This is a genomic window from Rhizobium sp. H4 (genome assembly GCF_003013335.1).
GTDB lineage: Bacteria > Pseudomonadota > Alphaproteobacteria > Rhizobiales > Rhizobiaceae > Rhizobium > Rhizobium sophoriradicis.
The window spans coordinates 195,149-216,519 of record NZ_PSOW01000002.1 but is presented as its reverse complement, the minus strand read 5'-3'; the positions used below and the strand labels follow the sequence as shown (position 1 = coordinate 216,519).

Below are 21,371 nucleotides of genomic sequence, written 5' to 3'. Positions count from 1 at the left end.
CGCCAAGGCCGATTTCCAGAAAATTCGCATAAACGCAACGCAACCCCCGCGATATGAGCTGATGCGCCCGAAAATCGGGCAGTGATGGGATGGCGCCGGATTGACTTCTTATATTAGAACATATAGTGAACATAGGAATGAAGAAGTCGCTTGCCGAACGTTTGGCCATCCTGTCCGATGCCGCGAAATATGACGCTTCCTGCGCCTCCAGCAGCACGGTGAAACGCGATTCGAGCACAAGCGGCGGGCTCGGCTCAACCGAGGGATCCGGAATCTGCCATGCCTATGCGCCGGATGGTCGATGCATTTCGCTCCTGAAGATCCTGCTGACGAATTTCTGCATCTACGACTGCGCCTATTGCGTCAATCGTTCGTCGAGCAATGTCGAACGGGCGCGTTTTACGCCGGAAGAGGTGATGTGGCTGACGCTGGAATTCTATCGCCGTAACTATATCGAAGGCCTCTTCCTTTCCTCCGGCATCATTCGTTCGTCCGATTACACGATGGAAGAGATGGTCCGCATCGTCCGCGAATTGCGGGTGACCCATAATTTTCGTGGCTATATCCATCTGAAGTCGATCCCCGAGGCGTCGCCGCGGCTGATCGAGGAGGCGGGGCTTTATGCCGACCGGCTGTCGCTCAACATCGAGCTGCCGACGGATAACGGCATCAGCCGCTTCGCGCCGGAAAAGAAGCCCGCCAATATCCGGCGATCGATGGCTGATCTGAGGCTGAAGATCGAGGCCGCCGGCGAACCGACGCTGAAAAGCAAGAAACGCCAGCGTTTCGTCCCGGCCGGCCAGAGCACGCAGATGATCGTCGGCGCCGACGGCGCGAGTGACGCGACCATCCTTGCGACCAGCGGCCGGCTTTACAGCAGCTACGGCCTCAAGCGCGTCTATTATTCCGCCTTCAGCCCGATCCCGGATTCGTCGAAAAACCTGCCGCTGATCAAGCCGCCGCTGATGCGCGAGCACCGGCTCTACCAGGCAGACTGGCTTTACCGCTTCTACGGTTTCGGCATCGACGAGATCACCGCCAATCAGGCGGGCGGCATGCTCGATCTCAACCTCGACCCCAAACTTGCCTGGGCGCTTGCCAACCGAGGCGAATTTCCGGTCGATATCAACAAGGCCGAGCGTGAACGGTTGCTGCGCGTGCCCGGTCTCGGCACCAAGACCGTCAAGGCGATCGTTTCGGCGCGCCGCTTTCGCCGCCTGCGGCTCGACGATCTCTCTCGGCTCGGCGTTTCGATCAAGAAGGTCCAATCCTTCATCTCGGCGGAAGGCTGGTCGCCCCGCCGGCTGATCGATAGGCCGGACCTTCGCGCCATGTTCGAGCCGCAGCCTCAACAATTGTCGTTGCTGTGATGCGCCGGGTCGTGCTTGCAGGACGAGGTGATCTTGGCGAATGGCGCGATGCCGCACGTGCCTTGGCGGCGGCCGGCATAGTGCCTGAGGAGATCGACTGGCGCGAAAGAAGCGCGGAGGCGGATCTTTCGTTCCAACGCGACGCCATGCCGCCGGCGCCGGCAGCATCACGCAAGCCGATGACGGTGCCGCCCGCCTTCATCGAGCTTGCAGAAACAGTTCTCTGTCACTCCGATCCGGCGCGCTTCTCGCTGCTTTACCGCCTGCTTTGGCGGCTGCAGCTGGACCGGCAGCTGCTCGAGGTGACCTCCGACGAAGATGTCGTACGCGCCCGGCTGATGGCGAAAAACGTGCATCGCGATGCACACAAGATGACGGCCTTCGTCCGCTTCAAGGAGGTTGGCGCGGTTTCCGCGAGGCGGCGAAAATTCATCGCCTGGTTCGAGCCTGACCACCATATCGTCCGGCGGACGGCGCCCTTCTTCCAACGACGTTTCACCGACATGGACTGGCTGATCGCCACGCCCAAGGGGTCGGCCGCCTGGGACGGCGAGCGGCTGACGATCAGCGACGAACCTTGCGAGAAGCCCAATCTCAGCGATGCCACCGATGAACTCTGGCGCACCTACTATATCAATATCTTCAATCCGGCCCGGTTGAAGGTGAAGGCGATGCAGGCGGAGATGCCGAAGAAATACTGGAAGAACCTGCCGGAGGCCGATCTCATTCCTGGCTTGATTGCATCGGCCGAAAGCAAGGTGCGGGAGATGGCGGCAAGGGAGGCAACACAATCATTGCCTTTTCACGACCGGCTGCAGCAGGCTGCGCGCAATCTTTCCGCCGAGCCCGAGCTTCCGGCAGGCACACTGGAAGCACTGCGCGCCGAGGCTGCCGTCTGCACCCGCTGTCCGCTTCACGCCAATGCGACGCAGACGGTCTTCGGGGAGGGGCCACGCGATGCGGATGTCATGTTCGTCGGCGAGCAGCCGGGCGATCAGGAGGATATTGCGGGGCGCCCTTTTGTCGGCCCTGCGGGCAGGCTTTTCGATCAGGTGATTGGGGAGGCGGGCATCGACCGATCGACGCTCTACGTCACCAATGCCGTCAAGCATTTCAAATACGAGCCGCGCGGCAAGCGGCGCGTCCACCAGAAGCCCAATATGGGTGAGGTGAAGCATTGCCGCTGGTGGCTCGATCTGGAATTGGCGCTGGTCAAGCCGAAGCTGATCGTCGCCATGGGGGCGACGGCACTTGCGGCGCTGACCGATGTGAAAGGCCGCTTGCAGGATGTCAGAGGAAGGGCGATGGCGATCGAAGGAGGGCGCACGCTCTTCGTGACGGTGCATCCATCCTATCTGCTGCGCATTCCCGACGAACGGCTGAAGGCCGAGGAGATGGCGCGCTTTCGCGAGGATATGTTGGAAATTCAACGGCTTATGAAAGCAGCTGCATAAGTTGATTCTGGTTGAGCTCAGCGACAGCGCTCAAGGCGCTGTCGCTGTTCCAGTTCCGGATGCAAAACCGCGGCGCGGTTTTGCTGAAATTGCTCTGATCTCAGGCGAAGTAGCTTTGCAGCGGCCGGACTTCGAGATTGCCGGCCTTCAGCGCCTTGATCGCCTGAGCGGCGGCTTCGGCGCCGGCCATCGTCGTGTAATAGGGCACCTTTTGCATCAGCGTCGCGCGGCGCAGCGACTTGGAGTCCGAGATCGCCTTGTTGCCGTCGGTGGTGTTGATGACGAGCTGGACCTGGCGGTTGCGGATCGCGTCCTCGATATGCGGGCGGCCTTCCAGAACCTTGTTGATCTTGGTGGCGGTGATGCCGTTTTCGCCGAGGAAGCGGGCGGTGCCGCCGGTCGCCAAAACCTTGAAGCCCTGTTCGACGAGAATGCGGATCGCCGGCAGCACGCGCGGCTTGTCCTCGTCGCGCACGGAGACGAAGACCGTGCCGTCACGCGGCAGTTCGACGCCGGCACCGAGCTGCGACTTGGCGAAGGCCAGCGCAAAATCGGTGTCGAGGCCGATGACTTCGCCGGTCGAGCGCATTTCGGGGCCGAGCAGGGTGTCGACGCCGGGGAAGCGGGCGAAGGGGAACACGGCTTCCTTGACGGCGATGTGCGTCAGCTTGCGCGGATCGGGCTTCGTGCCGTAGGCGGCAAAGGTCGCATCGAGCTTCTCGCCGGCCATGACGCGGGCGGCGATCTTGGCGATCGGCGCGCCGATGGTCTTGGCGACGAAAGGCACGGTGCGCGAGGCGCGCGGATTGACTTCCAGTACGTAGACGGTGCCGTCCTTGATGGCGAACTGGACGTTCATCAGGCCGCCGACGTTCAGCGCTTTCGCCATGGCTTTGGCCTGACGCTCCAGCTCGTCGAGCAGTTCGACGGGCAGCGAGCGGGGCGGCAGCGAACAGGCGCTATCGCCGGAGTGGATGCCGGCTTCCTCGATATGCTCCATGATACCGGCGACGTAGACATCGGTGCCGTCAGAGAGGCAGTCGACGTCGACTTCGATGGCGTGGGTGAGGTAGCTGTCAAAGAGCAGCGGGTTCTTGCCCAGCAGGGTATTGATCTGGCCGGTCTTGTCGTTGGGATAACGCTGCTTGATGTCCTCGGGCACCAGTTCCGGCACCGTGTCGAGCAGGTAGGTCTGCAGCTGGCCTTCCGAATGCAGGATCTGCATGGCGCGGCCTCCGAGCACGTAAGACGGGCGCACGACCAGCGGGAAGCCGATTTCGGCAGCGACCAGGCGGGCCTGCTCGACCGAATAGGCGATGCCGTTGTTCGGCTGGTTGAGGTCGAGCTTCATCAGAAGCTTCTGGAAGCGGTCGCGGTCTTCGGCGAGATCGATCGCATCGGGCGCAGTGCCGAGGATCGGAATGCCGTTCTTTTCCAGCGCCTCGGCAAGCTTCAGCGGCGTCTGGCCGCCGAACTGGACGATGACGCCGACGACTTCGCCCTTTTCCTGCTCGGCGCGCAGGATCTCGATGACATCCTCTGCCGTCAGCGGTTCGAAATAGAGGCGGTCCGACGTGTCGTAATCGGTCGAGACGGTTTCCGGGTTGCAGTTGATCATGATCGCTTCATAGCCCGCATCCTTCAGCGCGAAGGCGGCGTGGCAGCAGCAATAGTCGAACTCGATGCCCTGGCCGATGCGGTTCGGGCCGCCGCCGAGAATGACGACCTTCTTGCGGTCGGAGACTTGGGCTTCCGAGCGGGCGGCGCCGACGAAGGGCGTCTCATAGGTCGAGTACATATAGGCGGTCGGCGAAGCGAATTCGGCGGCGCAAGTGTCGATGCGCTTGAAAACGGGGCGGACGTTCAGGCCGTTGCGCAGTTCGGCAACTTCCTTCGGGCGCTTGCCGGTCAGCGTCGCCAGGCGCGCGTCGGAGAAGCCCATCGCCTTCAGCATGCGCAGGTTGTCGGCATCGCCGGGCAGGCCGTGCTCGCGGATGCGGGCCTCCATGTCGACGATGTTCTTGAGCTCGGCGATGAACCAGGGGTCGATCTTGCAGCCCTCGTGCACCTCTTCGATGCTGAGACCCTGGCGCAGCGCCTGGGCGACCATGCGCAGGCGATCGGGCGTCGGCGTGCCGATGGCGGCGCGGATGGCGTTCTGGCTGGATTCACCTTCCTCGAAATCCGGGATTTCGATTTCGTCGAGGCCGGTCAGGCCGGTCTCAAGGCCGCGCAGCGCCTTCTGCAGCGATTCGGCAAAGGTGCGGCCGATCGCCATGACTTCGCCGACCGACTTCATCGCGGTGGTGAGCACGGGCGAGGCGCCGGGGAACTTTTCGAAGGCAAAACGCGGGATCTTGGTGACGACATAGTCGATCGACGGTTCGAAGGAGGCGGGCGTGGCGCCGCCGGTGATGTCGTTTTCGAGTTCGTCGAGCGTGTAACCGATGGCGAGCTTGGCAGCGACCTTAGCGATCGGGAAGCCGGTGGCCTTGGAGGCCAGCGCCGAAGAGCGCGACACACGCGGGTTCATTTCGATGACGACGAGGCGGCCGTCTTTCGGGTTGACGGCGAACTGGACGTTGGAGCCGCCGGTCTCGACCCCGATCTCGCGCAGCACCGCGATCGAGGCGTTGCGCATGATCTGGTATTCCTTGTCGGTGAGCGTCAGCGCCGGAGCGACGGTGATCGAATCGCCGGTATGGACGCCCATCGGATCGATATTTTCGATCGAGCAGATGATGATGCAGTTGTCCGCCTTGTCGCGGACGACCTCCATCTCATACTCCTTCCAGCCGAGCACCGATTCTTCGATCAGCACCTCAGTGGTCGGCGAGGCGTCGAGGCCGCCGCCGACGATCTCGAAGAATTCCGAGCGGTTGTAGGCAATGCCGCCGCCGGTGCCGCCGAGCGTGAAGGAGGGGCGGATGATGGCGGGCAGGCCGACATGATCGAGCGCCTGGGCGGCGATCGCCATGGCGTGGTTCAAATATCGCTGTTTGCGGTCGCTCTCGCCGAGGTTCCACTGGTTTTCCAGCTCGTCCAGCGCCTTGTCGAGGTCAGAGCCCGAGAGGCTCTCGCGCAGCTTGTTGCGCTCGGCCTCGTGCGTCTTGCGATCGAGGTCCTTGATGTCGGTGGCATTCGCCAGCATCGAGCGCGGCGTTTCCAGGCCGATGCGGGCCATCGCCTCGCGGAACAGCGCGCGGTCTTCGGCCATGTCGATGGCGGCGGGCTTGGCACCGATCATCTCGACATTGTAGCGGTCGAGCACGCCCATGCGCTTCAGCGACAGCGCGGTATTCAAAGCCGTCTGGCCGCCCATGGTCGGCAGCAGCGCGTCCGGGCGTTCCTTGGCGATGATCTTGGCAACGACCTCGGGGGTGATCGGCTCGACGTAAGTGGCGTCGGCGAGACCCGGGTCGGTCATGATCGTCGCCGGGTTGGAGTTGACGAGGATGACGCGGTAGCCTTCCTCCTTCAGCGCCTTGCAGGCCTGGGTGCCGGAATAATCGAACTCGCAAGCCTGGCCAATGACGATCGGTCCCGCGCCGATGATGAGGATCGATTTGATGTCTTGGCGCTTCGGCATGGGCAATATCCATTGTCTGGCTGCGCAAAAAGCCGGCCAGGGTGGGAGATCACCGGGTCGGGTCGCGCATTGAGGGTCTTTTCAGGCTAGAAGCGGCTTATAGGCAAATGTATTTGCAAACGGAACCCCATAAATCGCGGAATCGACAGGAATCCGAGATCGCGCGAAAGCCTATTTAACGCCGGGTACGACAAGGACGCGGATTTCGCCGCCGCGCGCCGGATTGGTGATCGCGTCCGGGGCCTCCTCGAGCCCGATCCGCCTGGATATCAACGGCTCGACTCTGACCCTGCCGGAGGCGATGAGATCGGCGGCGCGGGCATGGGTGAAGGGGTTGACGAAGGAGCTTATCAGCGCGACTTCGCGAAATAGCAGGTCGAAGGGTTCGATCTCGATCGTGGCACCCTGCGGCATGACGCCGAGAATGACGGCGGTGCCGCCGCGCCGGGCAAGCCGAGGCGCCTGCTGCATGGTCTCTGCCACGCCGGCGCATTCGAAGACGACATCGGCGCCGCCGGGCAGCAGCCCGTTCTCAGCGGTGATGCGGGCGATGAGATCGCCATCCCCGGGATCGACTGTGGTAGTGGCGCCGAGGCTTTCGGCCAGCCGCCGCTTTTCGGCGCTGCGGGTCACCAGCAAGATACGGGTCGCACCGGCAAGCCGCGCCAGTTGAAGCGTGAGCAGGCCGATGACGCCACCGCCGAGCACGATGGCCGACGAGCCGGTTTTCAGCCCGGCGAGATCGACGCCGTGAATGCAGCAGGCAATCGGCTCGCAGAAGGCGCCGTGGAGCGGATCGAGATCGGCCGGCAGAGCGAAGGCCTGGCTTTCAGGCATGCAGACATATTCGGCGAAGCCGCCGTCGCGGTGGATGCCGATGGCCCGCAGCTTTCGGCAGAGATTGACCCGGCCGCGCCGGCATTCCTCGCAGCCGCCGCAAGAGATGTTCGGATCGCCGGTCACGCGCATGCCGAGGCGGAAACCAGTCACGCCTGGCCCGATCGTCTCGATGATCCCGGCGAATTCATGTCCGAGCGTCACCGGCGCCTTCGATGGGAATTCGCCGTGAAAGATATGGCGGTCGGTGCCGCAAATGCCGCAGGCTTCGACGCGGACCAGCAATTCCCCGGGGCCGGGTGCTGGCTTTTCGACTTCGCAGAGTTGCAACTGTCCAATTGCTTGCAGACGCACGGCCTTCATTCGCAGTTCCTCCCGTGTTCTCCCTTGCTTCAGGAAGAGCGAAAGCAGGAGCCGCGTCAAGCGGTTGACGCATCTCCTTTTCGTGACGGGACGCAGGGCATAGCTGCGGCCGACCAGGGTTTGCTGGCTGTCACGATCAGAAGACGCCTGCCGACGGCGTTTGCTCCGTCAGGGAACAATATCCTGTGCTTCAGGTTTGCGGTCGAGAAGCTGGAGGCTGTGATGGTAGATCCAAAAGACAAGGAACCGGCGGAAGGCTCGCGGGAGACCGTGGATAAGGAGCTGGCACGTCAGGGGGTAGGCAAGTCGCATGGCAGTGCCGGCAGAAGTGGCGGACAAAAGGGACCGGCGCAACCCGGCTCGAGCAAAAAGTGAGCCGTTCAACCGCTTGTTTTGCATGCGGATGAAGCCGCTGGAATTCCTCCTGCCTGCGGTTATATAAATTCCTTGAGTGCAAGCACGGGCATTGCCGGGGAGAACGAAAATGGAATGGAGAGGCCGGCGTCAGTCCGACAATATCGAAGATCGCCGCAGCAATCCGAGGAGCGGCGGGTTCGGCCGCGGCGGCGGCTTCAATTTTCCTTCCGGTGGCGGCGTTCGCCGCGCCGGCGGCGGCTTGAGCATCGGAACGATCATCTTTCTCGTCGTGATCTATTTCATCTTCAAGCTGATGGGCGTCGACCTGCTGCAGGTGCTCGAAACCGGCGGCATATCGAGCGGCCCCGGCTACGAACAGAGCCAGTCAGAAGGAACACGCACGCCAGCCAACGACGAGATGACCGCTTTTATGCGCACCGTTCTGGCAGAGACCGAGGATACATGGAACGGCATCTTCCAGGCACAGGGCCAGAATTACGAGGAGCCGCGCCTTGTGCTCTTCTCGGGACAAACGCAATCGGGCTGCGGCTTCGCCTCAGCCGCGACCGGGCCGTTCTACTGCCCAGGTGATCACAAGGTCTATCTCGACACGGATTTCTTCCAGGAACTCTCCGACCGGTTCGGCGCTTCGGGCGATTTCGCCGAAGCTTATGTCGTCGCCCACGAGGTTGGCCACCACGTGCAGAACCTACTCGGCATCCTGCCGAAGTTCAACGAGGCCCGCCGGCGCATGAGCGAGGAGCAGGCCAATGAGATGTCGGTGCGGGTCGAGCTGCAGGCCGATTGCTTCGCCGGCATCTGGGGCAAATATACCCAGCAGAAGGGCATCCTGGAGGCGGGCGACCTCGAAGAGGCGCTGAATGCCGCCCAGCAGATCGGTGACGATACGATGCAGAAGCGGTCGCAAGGTTACGTCGTGCCCGAGAGTTTTAACCACGGCACCTCGCAACAACGCGTCAGATGGTTCAAGCGCGGCTTCGACAGCGGGCAATTGTCGGCCTGCGATACGTTCTCGGGGCCGGTTTGAGGTTGCTTAGCCAAGGTTTGCGAGCGTCGCCCCCTCATCCGCCTGCCGGCACCTTCTCGCCGCTGGGGCGAAGGGGACTTGCCGCAACGTCTCGATCCCCTCTTCTCCCCAGCGGGGGTCCCAAGGACGGGGTTGAGACCCGCGGCTCGACCCCCGGTCGGTGGCCCGAAGGGTCGGATGAGGGGGCCCACGGCAGGACCTTCGCTTCGGGCCCTTCGGGCTGAGCGTGGGGATGCGCAAGGACGCCGTCCCCGCCAGGTGGTTGCCGACCACCCCGCCGCGCCTGACGGTTGAGGGGTTTCATAAACTTCCCGTACAGCTCATCAAAAACTTTGAAATGTTCACGGATTGTTTCGTTTTCCTTTCTGAGTTATGTCACTTGGGCGGCGACGAGATCGTCTTTTCAGAAACAATCGCTGTAGAGATGCCTCATGCTTGACCCGAAATTCGTTCGCCGCGGCCTTTTCCTGGTCTTCATCATCCTCTTTCTCGACATTATCGGCATCGCCATCATCATGCCGGTGCTGCCGGCCTATCTGGAACAGCTGACCGGCGGCAGCGTCAGCGATGCGGCAATCGACGGCGGCTGGCTGATGCTCGTCTATGCCGGCATGCAGTTTCTGTTCGCACCGCTGCTCGGTAACCTGTCCGACCGTTTCGGCCGCCGGCCGATCCTTTTATTGTCGGTGCTGACCTTTGCGATCGACAATTTCATCTGCGGCATCGCCACCAGCTTCTGGATGCTGTTCGTCGGCCGCGTGCTTGCAGGCATCAGCGGCGGCAGCTTCGCCACATGCTCGGCCTATATCGCCGATATCAGCACCGAGGAGGATCGGGCGAAGAATTTCGGGCTGATCGGCATCGCCTTCGGCGTCGGCTTCACCATCGGCCCCGTCATCGGCGGTTTCCTCGGGGAATTCGGTCCGCGCGTGCCGTTCCTCGGCGCAGCCGCTTTGTCGCTTCTGAATTTTATCGCCGCCTGCTTCCTGCTGCCGGAAACGCTGGAAGCGAAGAACCGCCGCCGCTTCGAGTGGAAACGTGCCAATCCGCTCGGCGCGCTGCGCCAGATGCGCCATTACCCCGGCATCGGCTGGGTCAGCCTCGTGATGTTCCTGTTTTTCCTGGCGCATGCCGTCTATCCCTCCGTCTGGTCGTTCGTATCGACCTACCGCTATGGCTGGAGCGAGGGGCAGATCGGCCTGTCGCTCGGCATTTACGGCATCGGTGCGGCGCTCGTTATGGGCTTGGTCCTGCCGCGTGTCGTGCCTCTGCTCGGCGAATGGAAGACGGCGCTTCTCGGCCTCTGCTTCTCCGCCGCAGGACTGACCGGCTATGCCTTCGCCTGGGAGGGCTGGGTGGTTTACGTCGTCATCGTCGCGACCGTCATCGAAAATGTCGCCGATCCGCCGCTGCGCAGCATTGCCGCCGGCATGGTGCCGCCGTCGGCGCAGGGCGAGCTGCAGGGTGCGCTGACCAGCCTCAGCAGCATCACCACCATAGTCGGCCCGCTGATCTTCACGCAGATGTTCGGTTATTTCACAAGGCCTGAGGCGCCCGTCACTTTTGCCGGCGCGCCTTACCTCACGGCCGCCGTGCTCATCCTTCTGGCCGCCGGGGTATTCCTCACACGGGTTCGGGCGAGGGAGCCGGTCGACGCGCTGGAAGCCACTGGCTGATTGATCAGAAATGGTGATGCGATGATGAATTTTTCATCATCTGCTTGTTTTGGGGTGGTTCTTGCCCGGGCTTTGATCTAAGTCCGAATGATATTTCGCAGCAAGTTGCGACGACCACATATTTCAATCACAGGACTGGTGTCATGGACACGTCGATCGACGCGCGCAGCCTTGCGCCGACAAACGATAACCGTTGGGGCGCACATTTCCGTGCGACGCTGGCGCTCGGCATTCCGCTGATCGGCGCCCAGCTTGCCCAGCTGGGCATCCACACCACCGATGTGATGATCATCGGCCGCCTTGGCGCCGAGCAACTGGCGGCCATGGTGCTGTCGGCCCAGTTCCTGTTCACGATCCTCATCTTCGGCTCGGGCTTTTCCATTGCCGTCATTCCGATGGTGGCGCAGGCCTATGGCCGCGGCGACGTCGTCTCGGTGCGCCGATCGCTGCGCATGGGGCTCTGGGTGGTGATCGGATTCTGGATCATCGCGCAACCGGCCTTTTTCAATGCGGAACAGATCCTGCTTTTTGCACAGCAGAAGCCGGAGGTGGCCAAGCTCGCCCACGGCTATATCATGATTGGCCAATTCGGCGTGCTGCCGGCCCTTCTCTTCAACGTGATGCGGGCCCTCGTCAGCGCCATCGGCAAGGCGGGCATCATCCTCAACGTCACCATCGTCACGCTGGTGATGAATGCGATCTTCGCCTACGCCCTCGTGCTCGGCCATTTCGGCTTTCCAGCAATGGGGCTCGAGGGTGCGGCGATCGTCTCTGTGGTCGTACAGACGGCGGGCTTCCTCTTCATCCTCGTCTTTGTCCAGCGGCGGGAAGAGACGCGGCGCTACGAGATCTTTGTGCGGTTTTGGAAGCCGGACTGGCACGCACTGCTGGAGGTCCTGCGCCTCGGTTTCCCGATCAGCGTCACCGTGCTTGCCGAGGTCAGTCTGTTTACGGTCGCGTCGCTTCTGATGGGTTATATCGGCACCATCGAACTCGCCGCGCATGGCATCGCCCTGCAATGGGCTTCAATCGCCTTCATGATCCCGCTCGGTCTCAGCCAGGCGGCGACGGTACGCATCGGCGTGGCGCACGGGCAGGGCGATTATGACGGGCTGGTGCGCGCTTCGATCATGGTTGTTGTCATTGCCTGCGCGATCTCGGTGGTGGGTTCGGTGATCTTTGCCACCATGCCGCAATTCCTCGGCAGCTGGTTCCTCGACGTCAACTCGCCGGAGGCGCCGCAAGTGCTGGCCTATGCCGGGCCGTTGATCGTCGTTGCCGGGCTTTTCCAGCTCGTCGACGGGCTGCAGGTGATCGCTAACGGATTGCTGCGCGGCCTGAAAGATGCGCGCGTGCCGATGATCATGGCGCTGATAGCCTATTGGCCGATCGGCTTCCTCCTCGCCTGGGCCTTTGCCTTCCCGCTCGGCTTCGGCGGCATCGGCATCTGGTTCGGCTTCCTCGTCGGACTGGCGGCTGCCGCCGTCATGCTCTGCGCACGCTTCTATCTTCTCCTTCGCCGGGAAGGCGCGCCGGCTGGCGCCTGAGCCAGCCGTCCGGCCTTAAGCGGCGACAGGTTTGTAGCCGGCGATATCGGCGCGAATGCCGAGACGGGCAAACATTTCCTGCGGATCGAAATTGGCGGCCTTGTGGGCGGCGGCGACGGCTGCCCGCGCACGCTCGACGACCTCGGTATTTTCCCATTCGGCAATGGTGACGAAATTGAATTCACCGGGACCGGCGACCTGCTCCAGTACCCTGTGATCGATGAAACCCTCCTGTGCCTCCAGCAGCTTATGGGTCATCATCACCTTGACGAGAAATTCCTCGCGCGCCGCAGCCGGCACGACGAATTTATCGACACGATAGAAAGCTCCGCTCATCCCTTTTCTCCTACATCGGATGTCTGCGGGCGTTTGTAATTCCTCAAGTGTGGTTGAGGTCAATACGGAAGCGAAGACGTCCGGTCAGTGGAATTTCGGGGCGACCGCTTCCTGAAGCCGTCGCGTTCCAGCGTGACTGTATAAGAGGCAAGTGCGCTGCAGAAAGGCGGAGAGATCTGCGCCTGCGCGGGGGCTGTCGGCGGGGACTAAATTGGCGTAAGCTGTGAAGGAGGTACACCATGCGCAGCAGCATTACTGCAGCTATCGTCGCGCTCGTCGTTTCGCTTGGCAGTCTGGCGCGGGCGGAGATCCTGATCGGAGCGGCGGGCCCGGTCACAGGACCGCTCGCCTGGATTGGGGAGCAGATGCAGCGCGGCACAGAGATGGCGGTGGCCGACATCAATGCGACTGGCGGCGTGCTCGGGCAGCAGGTGCAACTCATCACGGTCGACGACTTTTGCGATCCCGAGCAGGCTGTGGCGGCCGCCCAGAAACTGGTGGCCGACGGTGTGGTGCTCGTCGTCGGGCATTACTGTTCCCAGGCCTCGATCCCGGCATCCAAGGTGTACGAGGCCGCGGGAATTCTACAGATTTCACCGGGTTCGACCAATCCGCTGCTGACCGAACAAGGTCGTGCCAATGTTTTCCGCGTCATTGGTCGCGACGACGCGCAGGGGGTGGTCGCCGGCAACTATTTGGCCGATCGCTGGGGTGACAAGAAAATAGCGATCCTTCACGACAACACTACCTATGGGAAGGGGCTCGCCGACGAGACCAGAAAGCAGTTGAATAAGCGGGGTGTCACCGAAGCGATCTACGAGGCCTTCACCCCTGGGAAGAACGACTATACGGCCGAGATCTCGGCGTTACAGGGCGCCGGCATCGCCGTGTTGTATGTTGGTGGATATTTGCCCGAGGTCGCGCTTATGGTTCGCGCTGCACGAGACCGCGCCTACGCACTTCAACTCGTCTCAGGCGATGGCATGGCGAGCGAGGACTTTGCACTGATCGCCGGATCTGCCGCCGAGGGTACGCTCTTCACGTTTAGCGCGGACCCACGGCGCGTCCCTCAGGCGGCTCAAGTCGTCGAGCGTTTCCGTGCCGAGAATTTCGAGCCCGCAGGCTACACACTGCTCAGTTACTCCGCCGTCCAGGTCTGGTCGCAGGCGGTGAAGAAGGCCGGTTCTCTAGGGCCGCAAGAGGTGATCGCCTCAATGCAAGGTAATCAATTCGAAACGGCAATGGGCCGGGTCGATTTCGACGACAAGGGCGACCTCACCGTTCAAAGCTGGATATGGTATGTCTGGAAGGGTGGCGAATACGTGCCGCTGGAATAGTCAACCGCCGGCCGGGTGGATCGCTTTAGACCAATCTGTGCAGACTTTGGTGGCTGCGCAAGCCAGACCTCGCGGTTGCCGCCATGTTTGAACGCGTCGGCATACGCGGGCGCTTGTTGCTCGCTTTCTTCGGCATCAGCACCTTCGCGGTGCTCGCGACCGCCGCAGCTCTCTATGCCTTCCTTCAGGTCGGCGACGTGGTCGATCGCATCACCAAGGAACGGGTGCCGACGGCGCTCGCCTCTCTCCAATTGTCGCGCCAGGCTGAGAGGGTCGCCTCCACCGCGCCGTCAGTTCTGGCGGCGACCAGCACGGTTCAGCACAACCAGGTCTCGGCTGCAATCGGAGTCGAGATGCGGCGTCTCGAAGAGTTGCTCGCCGCACTTAAAGGCACCGCATTCAGCGCGACGGCGGTGACGGAAATCGAAGACGCCGTGATTGGTCTGCGACGAAACCTCGATGCTCTCGACTATGTTGTGGCCGTTCGCCTTACCATGGTTCAGCGCAAGGAGGAGTTGCTGCGCCGCTTGTCAGACACGTCAAATGCAAGTCAGCGTCTCCTCGCGCCCGGCATCGTCGTGATGAACTCCAAGGTTCCCCAATGGCGCGCAGCGGTGGCTGATCCCGCCGCACCACCAGATACGCGTGCTGCGGCGACGAGCGACCTGGTCAAGGCAATCGCGGCCTACATCCCCCAGCAGAGGGCGCAACAGGAGATCTCGGCAGTCAACGACGCGCTGGTCAAAACTGCCAACGCGCCGACGCCGGGAGATCTGAAGCTGATCCTGTTTCCGCTGCGCCGGTCGCTCGCCGCACTCGAAACGGTCTCCACCGAGATCGACGAAAAGTTGCGGACCCGCTTCCAACAACGGCTGGACGAGTTGAAGTCGCTGACCGACGGTGAGAACGGGATCCCGAAGGTACGACAGGACGAGTTTGCTGTCCTTGCGCAGGGCGAAAAGCTTCTGGCTGAAAACAGCCGACTGTCGCGCGACCTTACCGCGGCAGTCGATCGCCTGGTTGCAAAGGCAAACCATGAGATCGCCGCGTCCGCCCTCGAAGCCTCGGTCGTCCAGCGCTACGGCACCGGCATTGTCCTTGGCTCCGCCCTTCTAAGCCTGCTGAGTTCGGTTCTAGTTGTCTGGCTCTATGTCGACCGCAGCCTTCTCGCCCGTCTGGGAGAGGTAAGCCAAAGCATGCTGGCCATCGCGGGCGGCAATCTGCATGTGCAGATGCCCGCCGGCGGCGGCGACGAAATCGGCCGCATGGCCGGGGCGCTCAGGCTGTTCCGGGACACTGCGGTCGAGGTGGAGGAAAACAGCCTGCGCGAAGTTGCGGAAGCGCGCCAGCGGCTTGTGGATGCCATCGAGAGCATCTCCGAAGGATTCGCTCTTTACGATGGCGAGGACAGGCTCGTGCTGAGCAATAGCCGCTACCGCGAGCTGTTGTACGCCGGTCTGGAGGAAATGACACCCGGCACGACATTCGAGCAGATTGTGCGCCGGTCCGCTGAAGGCGGCTACATCAAGGATGCTGAGGGGCGAGTCGAGGAGTGGGTTGCCGAGCGGCTTTCGCGGCATCGCAACCCTGGTGAAACGTCGGTGCAGCGGCGTCGCGACGGACGATGGATCATGATCAGCGAGCGGCGGATCACGGCTGGTGGCACGGTGGCCGTCTACTCGGACATCACCGAGCTGAAGCAACGGGAGGAAAACCTCGCCGAGAAATCCGCAGCTCTCGAGGCGCTTTCCAGCAAGCTGGCGAAATACCTGGCGCCGCAAGTGTATAACTCCATATTCACCGGCCGCCAGGACGTCAGGATCGCCAGCCAGCGGAAGAAGCTGACGATATGCTTCTCCGATATCGCCGGCTTCACCGAAACCACGGACAAAATGGAATCCGAGGATCTCACACAGCTCCTCAATCACTATCTGACGGAAATGTCGAAGATTGCTTCGGATCACGGCGCGACGATCGACAAGTATGTCGGAGACGCCATCCTGATGTTTTTTGGCGATCCGGAAACCCGCGGCGTCAAGGATGACGCGCTCGCCTGCGTGCAGATGGCACTCGCCATGCAAAAGCGAATGAGCGAGCTTGGCGAAATCTGGCGCGATATCGGAATTGAAACACCGCTGCGCTGCCGCATTGGCATTCACACAGACTACTGCACTGTGGGAAACTTCGGCAGCGAGGACCGGATGGACTACACGATAATCGGCGGCGCCGTGAATCTCGCCTCGCGTCTTGAGCAGGAAGCGTCGCCGGGCACCGTGCTCATTTCTTATGAGACGTTTGCGCAAGTGAAGGACACGATCGAGTGCGAGGAACTGGGGCATGTCCACGTAAAGGGAATAGCCTATCCGGTCGCCACCTATCGCGTGGTCGATCTGAAGGAAAATCTGGTCCGCAGCCGTCGTACTGTCCGGACCGAACTGCCGCACCTGAGATTGGAAGCCGAGCCCGAGCTTATGTCTACCGATGAGCGCGATCAGGCCGCCGCCGCACTTCGAGACACGCTCGATCGACTTTGTCACAAGCCTGGATCGTAGGCTCCGTTCGCGCGGGTTGTCGCCTCCACAGGCACCAAACTCGTCGACCAGCCCTCGGGCCAGCGTCGCAACTCGACCTTCCTGCAACGCTGGCTCGGCCCATGAAATGGCGCGCGGTCATTGTGCGAATCCGGACGAGGGACTGCTGTTGGCGCAACACCGACCCATGTTGTCGCTGCACTATGTCCGCTTTGCAGCAATAGCGACCGCTGGCTCGATGACCATTATGGGGGCGCGAAAGAGACGTGAGGCCCATAGCAGCATTCCGGCCCTTTGCTGCCGTTCGAGGTCGATCCGAGGAACCTGCGGTATGTGCTAGAGTGGGGACGGAACGCGAGAGACGCATTGCGAGGGGCGGTGTGATCAAACCGGAATTCGCGCGACCGAGTGCCAACGTTGTACTCTTGAAAGGGGAAACGAGGACGATGCCGACACCAGAGCAACCCAGTCTAATAGTTCGACAGAAATCCCCTGAGAATATCGAGTTTCCGTTTGCATCACTCTCCGATTGGCTGATCCCAACCGAGCTGTTCTTCGTGCGAAACCATTTCCCGTCGCCGGACCTCGATGCGCGAGACTGGAGATTGCGCGTTGGCGGGGCGGTGGAGCGGCCGATCGAACTCGACCTCGACAGCATCAAGGCGATGCGGAGCACGAGTTTCACTGCCGTCGTCGAGTGCGCAGGCAACGGGCGCGTCTACTATGTGCCGCCGAAGGAGGGGTTGCAGTGGCAGAACGGAGCCGTCGGCAATGCCGCGTGGACAGGTGTTCCTCTCCGCGAGATTTTAGAAATGGCGGGCGTTAAGCGAACCGCATGTGAGGTTCTGCTCGTAGGCGCAGACAGCGGCGTCGTCGACACGAACAAGAAAACGGCTTCTCCAGGCCCCATCGCTTTTGCGCGCAGCTTACCGCTTGAGAAGGCCATCGCTGACAGCACGATCCTTGCCTATTCGATGAACGAGGAGCCGTTGACGCGCGATCACGGCTACCCGCTACGCGCGGTCGTGGGTGGCTGGTTCGGCATGGCTTGGGTCAAGTGGATCACACATATCACGGTTGTGGAGCAACCGTTCCTTGGCTACTGGCAGGCGCGCGACTATTTCCGTTGGGAGCGCAGCCTCGGGGAACCCAGGCTGGTCCCGCTTGCGGAGATGGAGGTCAAAGCGCAGATCGCGCGTCCCGTGCAGGGCGCGCGTCTCGTCGCCGGCCAACCGTATCGGATTTTCGGAGCCGCCTGGAGCGGAGAGGCTCCTATCCGGCAGGTGCAGGTCTGCACCGGAGATGGCAGGGGCTGGCGCGAGGGAAGGCTCCTCGAAACAGAACGTCCCTTCGCATGGCGCTTGTGGGAGTACATGTGGACCCCTGAAGAAGCGGGGCGATACATACTGCGATGTCGCGCGATCGATGGTGCGGGGTGCGTGCAGCCCGACCTCCAGCGTTCCGACTGCGAGAGCTACGCGGCCAATTGGATCGTACCGGTGGAGGTTACGGTCGTTCCCGAGCCACAGACGTACGAGGAGGAATTCGTGATCTAATCACCCGCATGGGGCGGAATGGCGGCTTTCGGCGCAAAACAGCCGTTAGCTTAGATGCCGCAGCTTCTGACCACGATGCCGTTCAGCTTAGGAAGATATCTACGCCGTCCCCCGGAAAGACTGTAATGTGCGGGTGGTTCTCGAACAGCCTCGCCACTTCCTCGGCGGTCTCTGCCTCGACTACAAGATATCCACAAAAGGGGTTCACGGCTTTCGAGATGCTGTCTTTGGCCACACGAGTCGCTTTGCCCACCATGCCGCCGCGATCGCGGATGAATTTGGCATTCCCGTTTTCCCATCCCTCCAGCGTCAGCAGGCCCATTCGAGCTTCATCTCCTTGAGATCGATCTGGGCGACCCCGTTGCCGAAATTGAAGCCGCCGAAGATTTCCGAGATCTCGATGTAGTAAGGTGAGAAATCGGGATACCCCTGCATCGGAAACATCGTGCCGCCAAGGTGGGCTTGCCAGTCCAGAAAGCGCTCCAGTCCTTGTTCCTGGCCTTCCTCCGAATATGCGACGATATAGCCGCTGAGCTCGTTTTGGTGCCTGAATTCGCGCGCCGGCTTGCCAATATTCGGATCGCCTTCGCGCAGCGTGATCTCGATCGGCCAGCCGTAATCCAGCGCCTCGCGGCCCGGCAGGTTTTTCCATCCGTCTTGGGGCCGGGTCGCCGCTAGAAGCTCGTTGACGGCAAGTCCACCGGGCGAAAAGACGTTCTTTGCCTGCTGTTCGGCCACAGTTCTAGGCAGATTGAATTCTCCAAAATATTCAAGCGGCGATTTCGAGAGCCAGCCGGGGACGGGGGCGCCCTCGATTGTGGGTGGCACACCAAGCGGTGCAGCGAACTCCTCTTCCGTCAGCCAGAAGAGAACGTATTCGTTGTCCATGTATTTGATGTCGAAGCGGCGCGGATCGGCGTGGCGCGCGCCTCCGGCCACGTTTTCCCTTGCCGGCAGCGTCTCCCATTGTTCGTCGACGAAGAGCGAGATCGCCACGTAATTATCGCCAAGTGTGCGATATTGCGGCGGCAGTTTCACCGTGAAGGCGTGGCGAAGCGGCAGACCGTTTGTGGTGCTGACTGGCCATATCCTGGCATCGATGCCGGGCGGACGGCCGTAGCACCAGCCGCTTTCGGGACGGCGGGCGAGGTCGACAGGATCGGTCATCGTCAGATCGTAAGCCTCGGTGAGGTTGGGATCGGCATATTTATAGGGCCGCTCTGGATAGACCGCTGTCGGATCCGTGAGGCTGATGATCCTGACGACTTCCTCTCTGATGCCTACCCCGAGCATGAGCGTATCCGACAGGTTCATCTTCAGCATGGTCCAACCGTATTTCTCTCTCTCGTCAGAGATGCGCTCGGCGACGGGATAAAGCCGATGCAGCTCTTCGGCCGGCATTCCCATCCTGACGCCATGGATAGGCGGAAGTTCGAAGGGGGCACGGAAATGAACTTCGCCAAGCCTGCCATCGGCGGTAATGCGCGTGCCGAACTCCTCGATATGCAAATAGCCTTCCGCCTGAACGCCCGGCTCCTGCCAGCTCGTCCCCAAAGCCGCCTTCAGCTCCTCCACGGATACACCCGGCTGCATCGGCGCCAATCTCGCATTGTCTATCGGCATGCGCGTCCTCTCTCGCTGACCGTCCCGCGCAAGAGATAGGACGGGTTGTAAATAGGGCAATGACATAGCGGGAGGTTGGAGGCTAAGCGTGGCGCGGAAGGCGCTCCCAGTCGTTCTCGACGAAAGATCACGCCCCAAACCGCGCATTCTTTCTGTTCCTGCTTGTCTAGGACATCGCAGCAGGTTGCCTAGAACTGTTTTCTTCTGGGCCTGTGCGATCCGCCGCGAGGCTAGGTCATGTCAGGATCGAAAGATGCCCTGCCAAGACCGTTACGCTCACAGGCGATGTGACGTCGCCGCAAGCAATCCACATCACGTTGGTGGCTGCCGGTTTCGCGGGCCTTTGCGAAAATCGGCAGTTCTTGAAATCAGCGCTCGGCGAGCGCCGGTTCGCCCTTCTTCTCGCGCACCATGTTGATGAAGCGGCGGAAGAGATAGTGGCTGTCCTGCGGGCCGGGGGAGGCTTCCGGATGGTGCTGGACGGAGAAGACCTGCTTGCCGAGGACTCGCAGGCCGCAATTGGTGCCGTCGAAAAGCGATATATGAGTCTCTTCAACGCCATCGGGCAGCGACTTCGAGTCGAGCGCGAAGCCATGGTTCATCGAGACGATTTCGACCTTGCCGGTCGTGTGATCCTTGACGGGATGGTTGGCGCCATGATGGCCCTGGTGCATCTTCTCGGTCTTGGCGCCGAGGGCGAGGCCAAGCATCTGATGGCCGAGGCAGATGCCGAAGACCGGGATATCGGTCTTAACAAGCGTCTTGATCACGGGCACGGCATATTCGCCTGTTGCCGCCGGATCGCCCGGGCCGTTCGACAGGAAGATACCGTCCGGCTGCATGGCGAGCACGTCTTCGGCGCTCGTTGTCGCCGGCACGACGGTCACCTTGCAGTCGAGGCCGGCAAACAGGCGCAGAATGTTGCGCTTGACGCCGTAGTCGAGGCAGACGACATGATACTTGGCATCGGCCGCACCGAGCTCGCCGTAACCTTCATTCCAGATCCACGGCGTCTGGGTCCATTGCGAGGATTGGCCCGACGTGGCGATCTTGGCGAGGTCGAGGCCTTCCAGCCCGCTCCAGGCCTTGGCTTCGGCCTTCAGCGTCTCGATGTCGAAGACGCCGTTCGGATCGTGGGCGATCACTGCGTTCGGAGCGCCGTTCTCGCGGATCCAGGCGGTCAGGGCGCGGGTGTCGATGCCGCAGAGACCGATGATGCCGCGCGCCTTCAGCCACTGGTCGAGATGTTTGGCGGCCCGGTAGTTCGACGGTTCGGTGATGTCGGCCTTGAAGATGACGCCGACGGCGCCGTGGCGGGCGGCAGGCGTCAGATCTTCGATGTCTTCATCATTGGTGCCGATATTGCCGATATGGGGAAAAGTGAAGGTGACGATCTGGCCGAGATAGGAAGGGTCGGTCATGATCTCTTCATAGCCGGTCAGCGCCGTGTTGAAGACGACCTCGGCCTGGACCTTGCCCGTGGCGCCGATGCCCTTGCCTTCGATCACCGTGCCGTCGGCAAGAACGAGCAGGGCGGTCGGCTTTTCGATTGTCCAGGGTGCTGTCGCGGTCATCTTCATCCCGTTTCCGGCGGCCGATGCGCGTTGCCGCGCTCGCTGCCATTTGATCTCGCAGGCGTGTGGACGCGGCAATGCCGCGCGCTTCAGGCCTGATCACGAATTTTGGTGCAGGTGGCGGTAGATAGCCACGCAATCGCTGAGCGTCAATCTTTGTAACCGGGATTGCG

14 protein-coding genes and 1 pseudogene are annotated in these 21,371 nt (G+C 61.8%); 9 read left to right on the top strand and 6 right to left on the bottom strand.

Annotated elements, in window-relative coordinates; all coding sequences use genetic code 11:
• The first annotated feature begins 137 nt into the window (after positions 1-137).
• Both C4N04_RS03780 and C4N04_RS03775 read left to right on the top strand, forming a co-directional pair.
• Entirely contained in the window at positions 138-1,370 is a 1,233-nt protein-coding gene (locus C4N04_RS03780) for a putative DNA modification/repair radical SAM protein (RefSeq protein WP_077991768.1), read from the top strand.
• On the top strand, positions 1,370-2,824 hold the full coding sequence (locus tag C4N04_RS03775; RefSeq protein WP_077991769.1) for a UdgX family uracil-DNA binding protein: 1,455 nt from the start codon (positions 1,370-1,372) through the stop codon (positions 2,822-2,824). Before C4N04_RS03780 ends, C4N04_RS03775 begins: the two co-directional genes overlap by 1 nt.
• 100 nt (positions 2,825-2,924) lie before the next feature.
• On the opposite strand, the gene carB is transcribed toward C4N04_RS03775, so the two are convergent.
• Together carB and C4N04_RS03765 are read right to left on the bottom strand one after the other, a co-directional pair.
• The gene (gene carB / locus C4N04_RS03770) at positions 2,925-6,413 is read right to left on the bottom strand and encodes a carbamoyl-phosphate synthase large subunit (RefSeq protein ID WP_038690297.1); all 3,489 of its coding nucleotides are present in this window, start codon (positions 6,411-6,413) and stop codon (positions 2,925-2,927) included.
• Positions 6,414-6,584: 171 nt separating this feature from the next.
• Positions 6,585-7,613 carry a zinc-dependent alcohol dehydrogenase family protein gene (locus C4N04_RS03765; protein WP_077991771.1) on the bottom strand — a complete coding sequence of 343 codons (1,029 nt, stop codon included), beginning with the start codon at positions 7,611-7,613 and terminating at the stop codon, positions 6,585-6,587.
• A gap of 484 nt (positions 7,614-8,097) precedes the next feature.
• Here C4N04_RS03765 and C4N04_RS03755 point away from each other — a divergent pair, with 484 nt between their 5' ends.
• The 4 genes from C4N04_RS03755 (at position 8,098) to C4N04_RS03740 (ending at position 12,241) form a co-directional block, all read left to right on the top strand.
• Positions 8,098-9,018 (top strand): neutral zinc metallopeptidase, encoded by a 921-nt coding sequence (locus C4N04_RS03755; RefSeq protein ID WP_009995918.1) that lies wholly within the window; start codon positions 8,098-8,100, stop codon positions 9,016-9,018.
• A 232-nt stretch (positions 9,019-9,250) separates the two neighbouring features.
• Positions 9,251-9,457 carry a hypothetical protein gene (locus C4N04_RS03750; RefSeq protein ID WP_009995917.1) on the top strand — a complete coding sequence of 69 codons (207 nt, stop codon included), beginning with the start codon at positions 9,251-9,253 and terminating at the stop codon, positions 9,455-9,457.
• Positions 9,450-10,694 carry a TCR/Tet family MFS transporter gene (locus C4N04_RS03745; protein WP_106795459.1) on the top strand — a complete coding sequence of 415 codons (1,245 nt, stop codon included), beginning with the start codon at positions 9,450-9,452 and terminating at the stop codon, positions 10,692-10,694. Before C4N04_RS03750 ends, C4N04_RS03745 begins: the two co-directional genes overlap by 8 nt.
• 143 nt (positions 10,695-10,837) lie before the next feature.
• Entirely contained in the window at positions 10,838-12,241 is a 1,404-nt protein-coding gene (locus C4N04_RS03740) for an MATE family efflux transporter (protein ID WP_106795458.1), read from the top strand.
• A gap of 15 nt (positions 12,242-12,256) precedes the next feature.
• Here the strand turns inward: C4N04_RS03740 and C4N04_RS03735 are convergent, their stop codons facing one another.
• Positions 12,257-12,577 (bottom strand): antibiotic biosynthesis monooxygenase, encoded by a 321-nt coding sequence (locus C4N04_RS03735; protein WP_009995004.1) that lies wholly within the window; start codon positions 12,575-12,577, stop codon positions 12,257-12,259.
• Between the two features lie 239 nt (positions 12,578-12,816).
• Between C4N04_RS03735 and C4N04_RS03730 the strand changes: the two genes are divergently transcribed.
• The 3 genes from C4N04_RS03730 (at position 12,817) to C4N04_RS03720 (ending at position 18,001) form a co-directional block, all read left to right on the top strand.
• Positions 12,817-13,914, top strand: coding sequence for a branched-chain amino acid ABC transporter substrate-binding protein (locus C4N04_RS03730; protein ID WP_077991774.1), 1,098 nt, complete (start codon positions 12,817-12,819; stop codon positions 13,912-13,914).
• A gap of 83 nt (positions 13,915-13,997) precedes the next feature.
• Positions 13,998-16,466, top strand: a complete 2,469-nt coding sequence (locus tag C4N04_RS03725) for an adenylate/guanylate cyclase domain-containing protein (RefSeq protein WP_077991775.1) — start codon at positions 13,998-14,000, stop codon at positions 16,464-16,466.
• Positions 16,467-16,825: 359 nt separating this feature from the next.
• Positions 16,826-18,001 (top strand): sulfite oxidase, encoded by a 1,176-nt coding sequence (locus C4N04_RS03720; RefSeq protein ID WP_183738707.1) that lies wholly within the window; start codon positions 16,826-16,828, stop codon positions 17,999-18,001.
• A gap of 82 nt (positions 18,002-18,083) precedes the next feature.
• Here C4N04_RS03720 and C4N04_RS03715 read toward each other — a convergent pair.
• The 3 genes and pseudogenes from C4N04_RS03715 to carA form a co-directional block, all read right to left on the bottom strand.
• Positions 18,084-18,299: pseudogene (locus C4N04_RS03715) on the bottom strand (hypothetical protein); the annotation flags it as partial.
• Between the two features lie 11 nt (positions 18,300-18,310).
• Positions 18,311-19,624 (bottom strand): hypothetical protein, encoded by a 1,314-nt coding sequence (locus tag C4N04_RS03710; RefSeq protein ID WP_077991777.1) that lies wholly within the window; start codon positions 19,622-19,624, stop codon positions 18,311-18,313.
• 368 nt (positions 19,625-19,992) lie between these two features.
• Positions 19,993-21,198: a glutamine-hydrolyzing carbamoyl-phosphate synthase small subunit gene (gene carA / locus C4N04_RS03705; protein ID WP_077991945.1), complete on the bottom strand. Its 1,206-nt coding sequence runs from the start codon at positions 21,196-21,198 to the stop codon at positions 19,993-19,995.
• Between the last annotated feature and the right edge of the window lie 173 nt (positions 21,199-21,371).

Coding starts and splice junctions, on each gene's coding strand:
- C4N04_RS03755 (WP_009995918.1), top strand. CDS start 8,098: ATGGAATGGAGAGGCCGGCGTCAGTCCGACAATATCGAAGATCGCCGC.
- C4N04_RS03775 (WP_077991769.1), top strand. CDS start 1,370: ATGCGCCGGGTCGTGCTTGCAGGACGAGGTGATCTTGGCGAATGGCGC.
- C4N04_RS03780 (WP_077991768.1), top strand. CDS start 138: ATGAAGAAGTCGCTTGCCGAACGTTTGGCCATCCTGTCCGATGCCGCG.
- C4N04_RS03730 (WP_077991774.1), top strand. CDS start 12,817: ATGCGCAGCAGCATTACTGCAGCTATCGTCGCGCTCGTCGTTTCGCTT.
- C4N04_RS03735 (WP_009995004.1), bottom strand. CDS start 12,577: ATGAGCGGAGCTTTCTATCGTGTCGATAAATTCGTCGTGCCGGCTGCG.
- carA (WP_077991945.1), bottom strand. CDS start 21,198: ATGACCGCGACAGCACCCTGGACAATCGAAAAGCCGACCGCCCTGCTC.
- C4N04_RS03710 (WP_077991777.1), bottom strand. CDS start 19,624: ATGCCGATAGACAATGCGAGATTGGCGCCGATGCAGCCGGGTGTATCC.
- C4N04_RS03725 (WP_077991775.1), top strand. CDS start 13,998: ATGTTTGAACGCGTCGGCATACGCGGGCGCTTGTTGCTCGCTTTCTTC.
- C4N04_RS03750 (WP_009995917.1), top strand. CDS start 9,251: ATGCGCAAGGACGCCGTCCCCGCCAGGTGGTTGCCGACCACCCCGCCG.
- carB (WP_038690297.1), bottom strand. CDS start 6,413: ATGCCGAAGCGCCAAGACATCAAATCGATCCTCATCATCGGCGCGGGA.
- C4N04_RS03740 (WP_106795458.1), top strand. CDS start 10,838: ATGGACACGTCGATCGACGCGCGCAGCCTTGCGCCGACAAACGATAAC.
- C4N04_RS03765 (WP_077991771.1), bottom strand. CDS start 7,613: ATGAAGGCCGTGCGTCTGCAAGCAATTGGACAGTTGCAACTCTGCGAA.
- C4N04_RS03745 (WP_106795459.1), top strand. CDS start 9,450: ATGCTTGACCCGAAATTCGTTCGCCGCGGCCTTTTCCTGGTCTTCATC.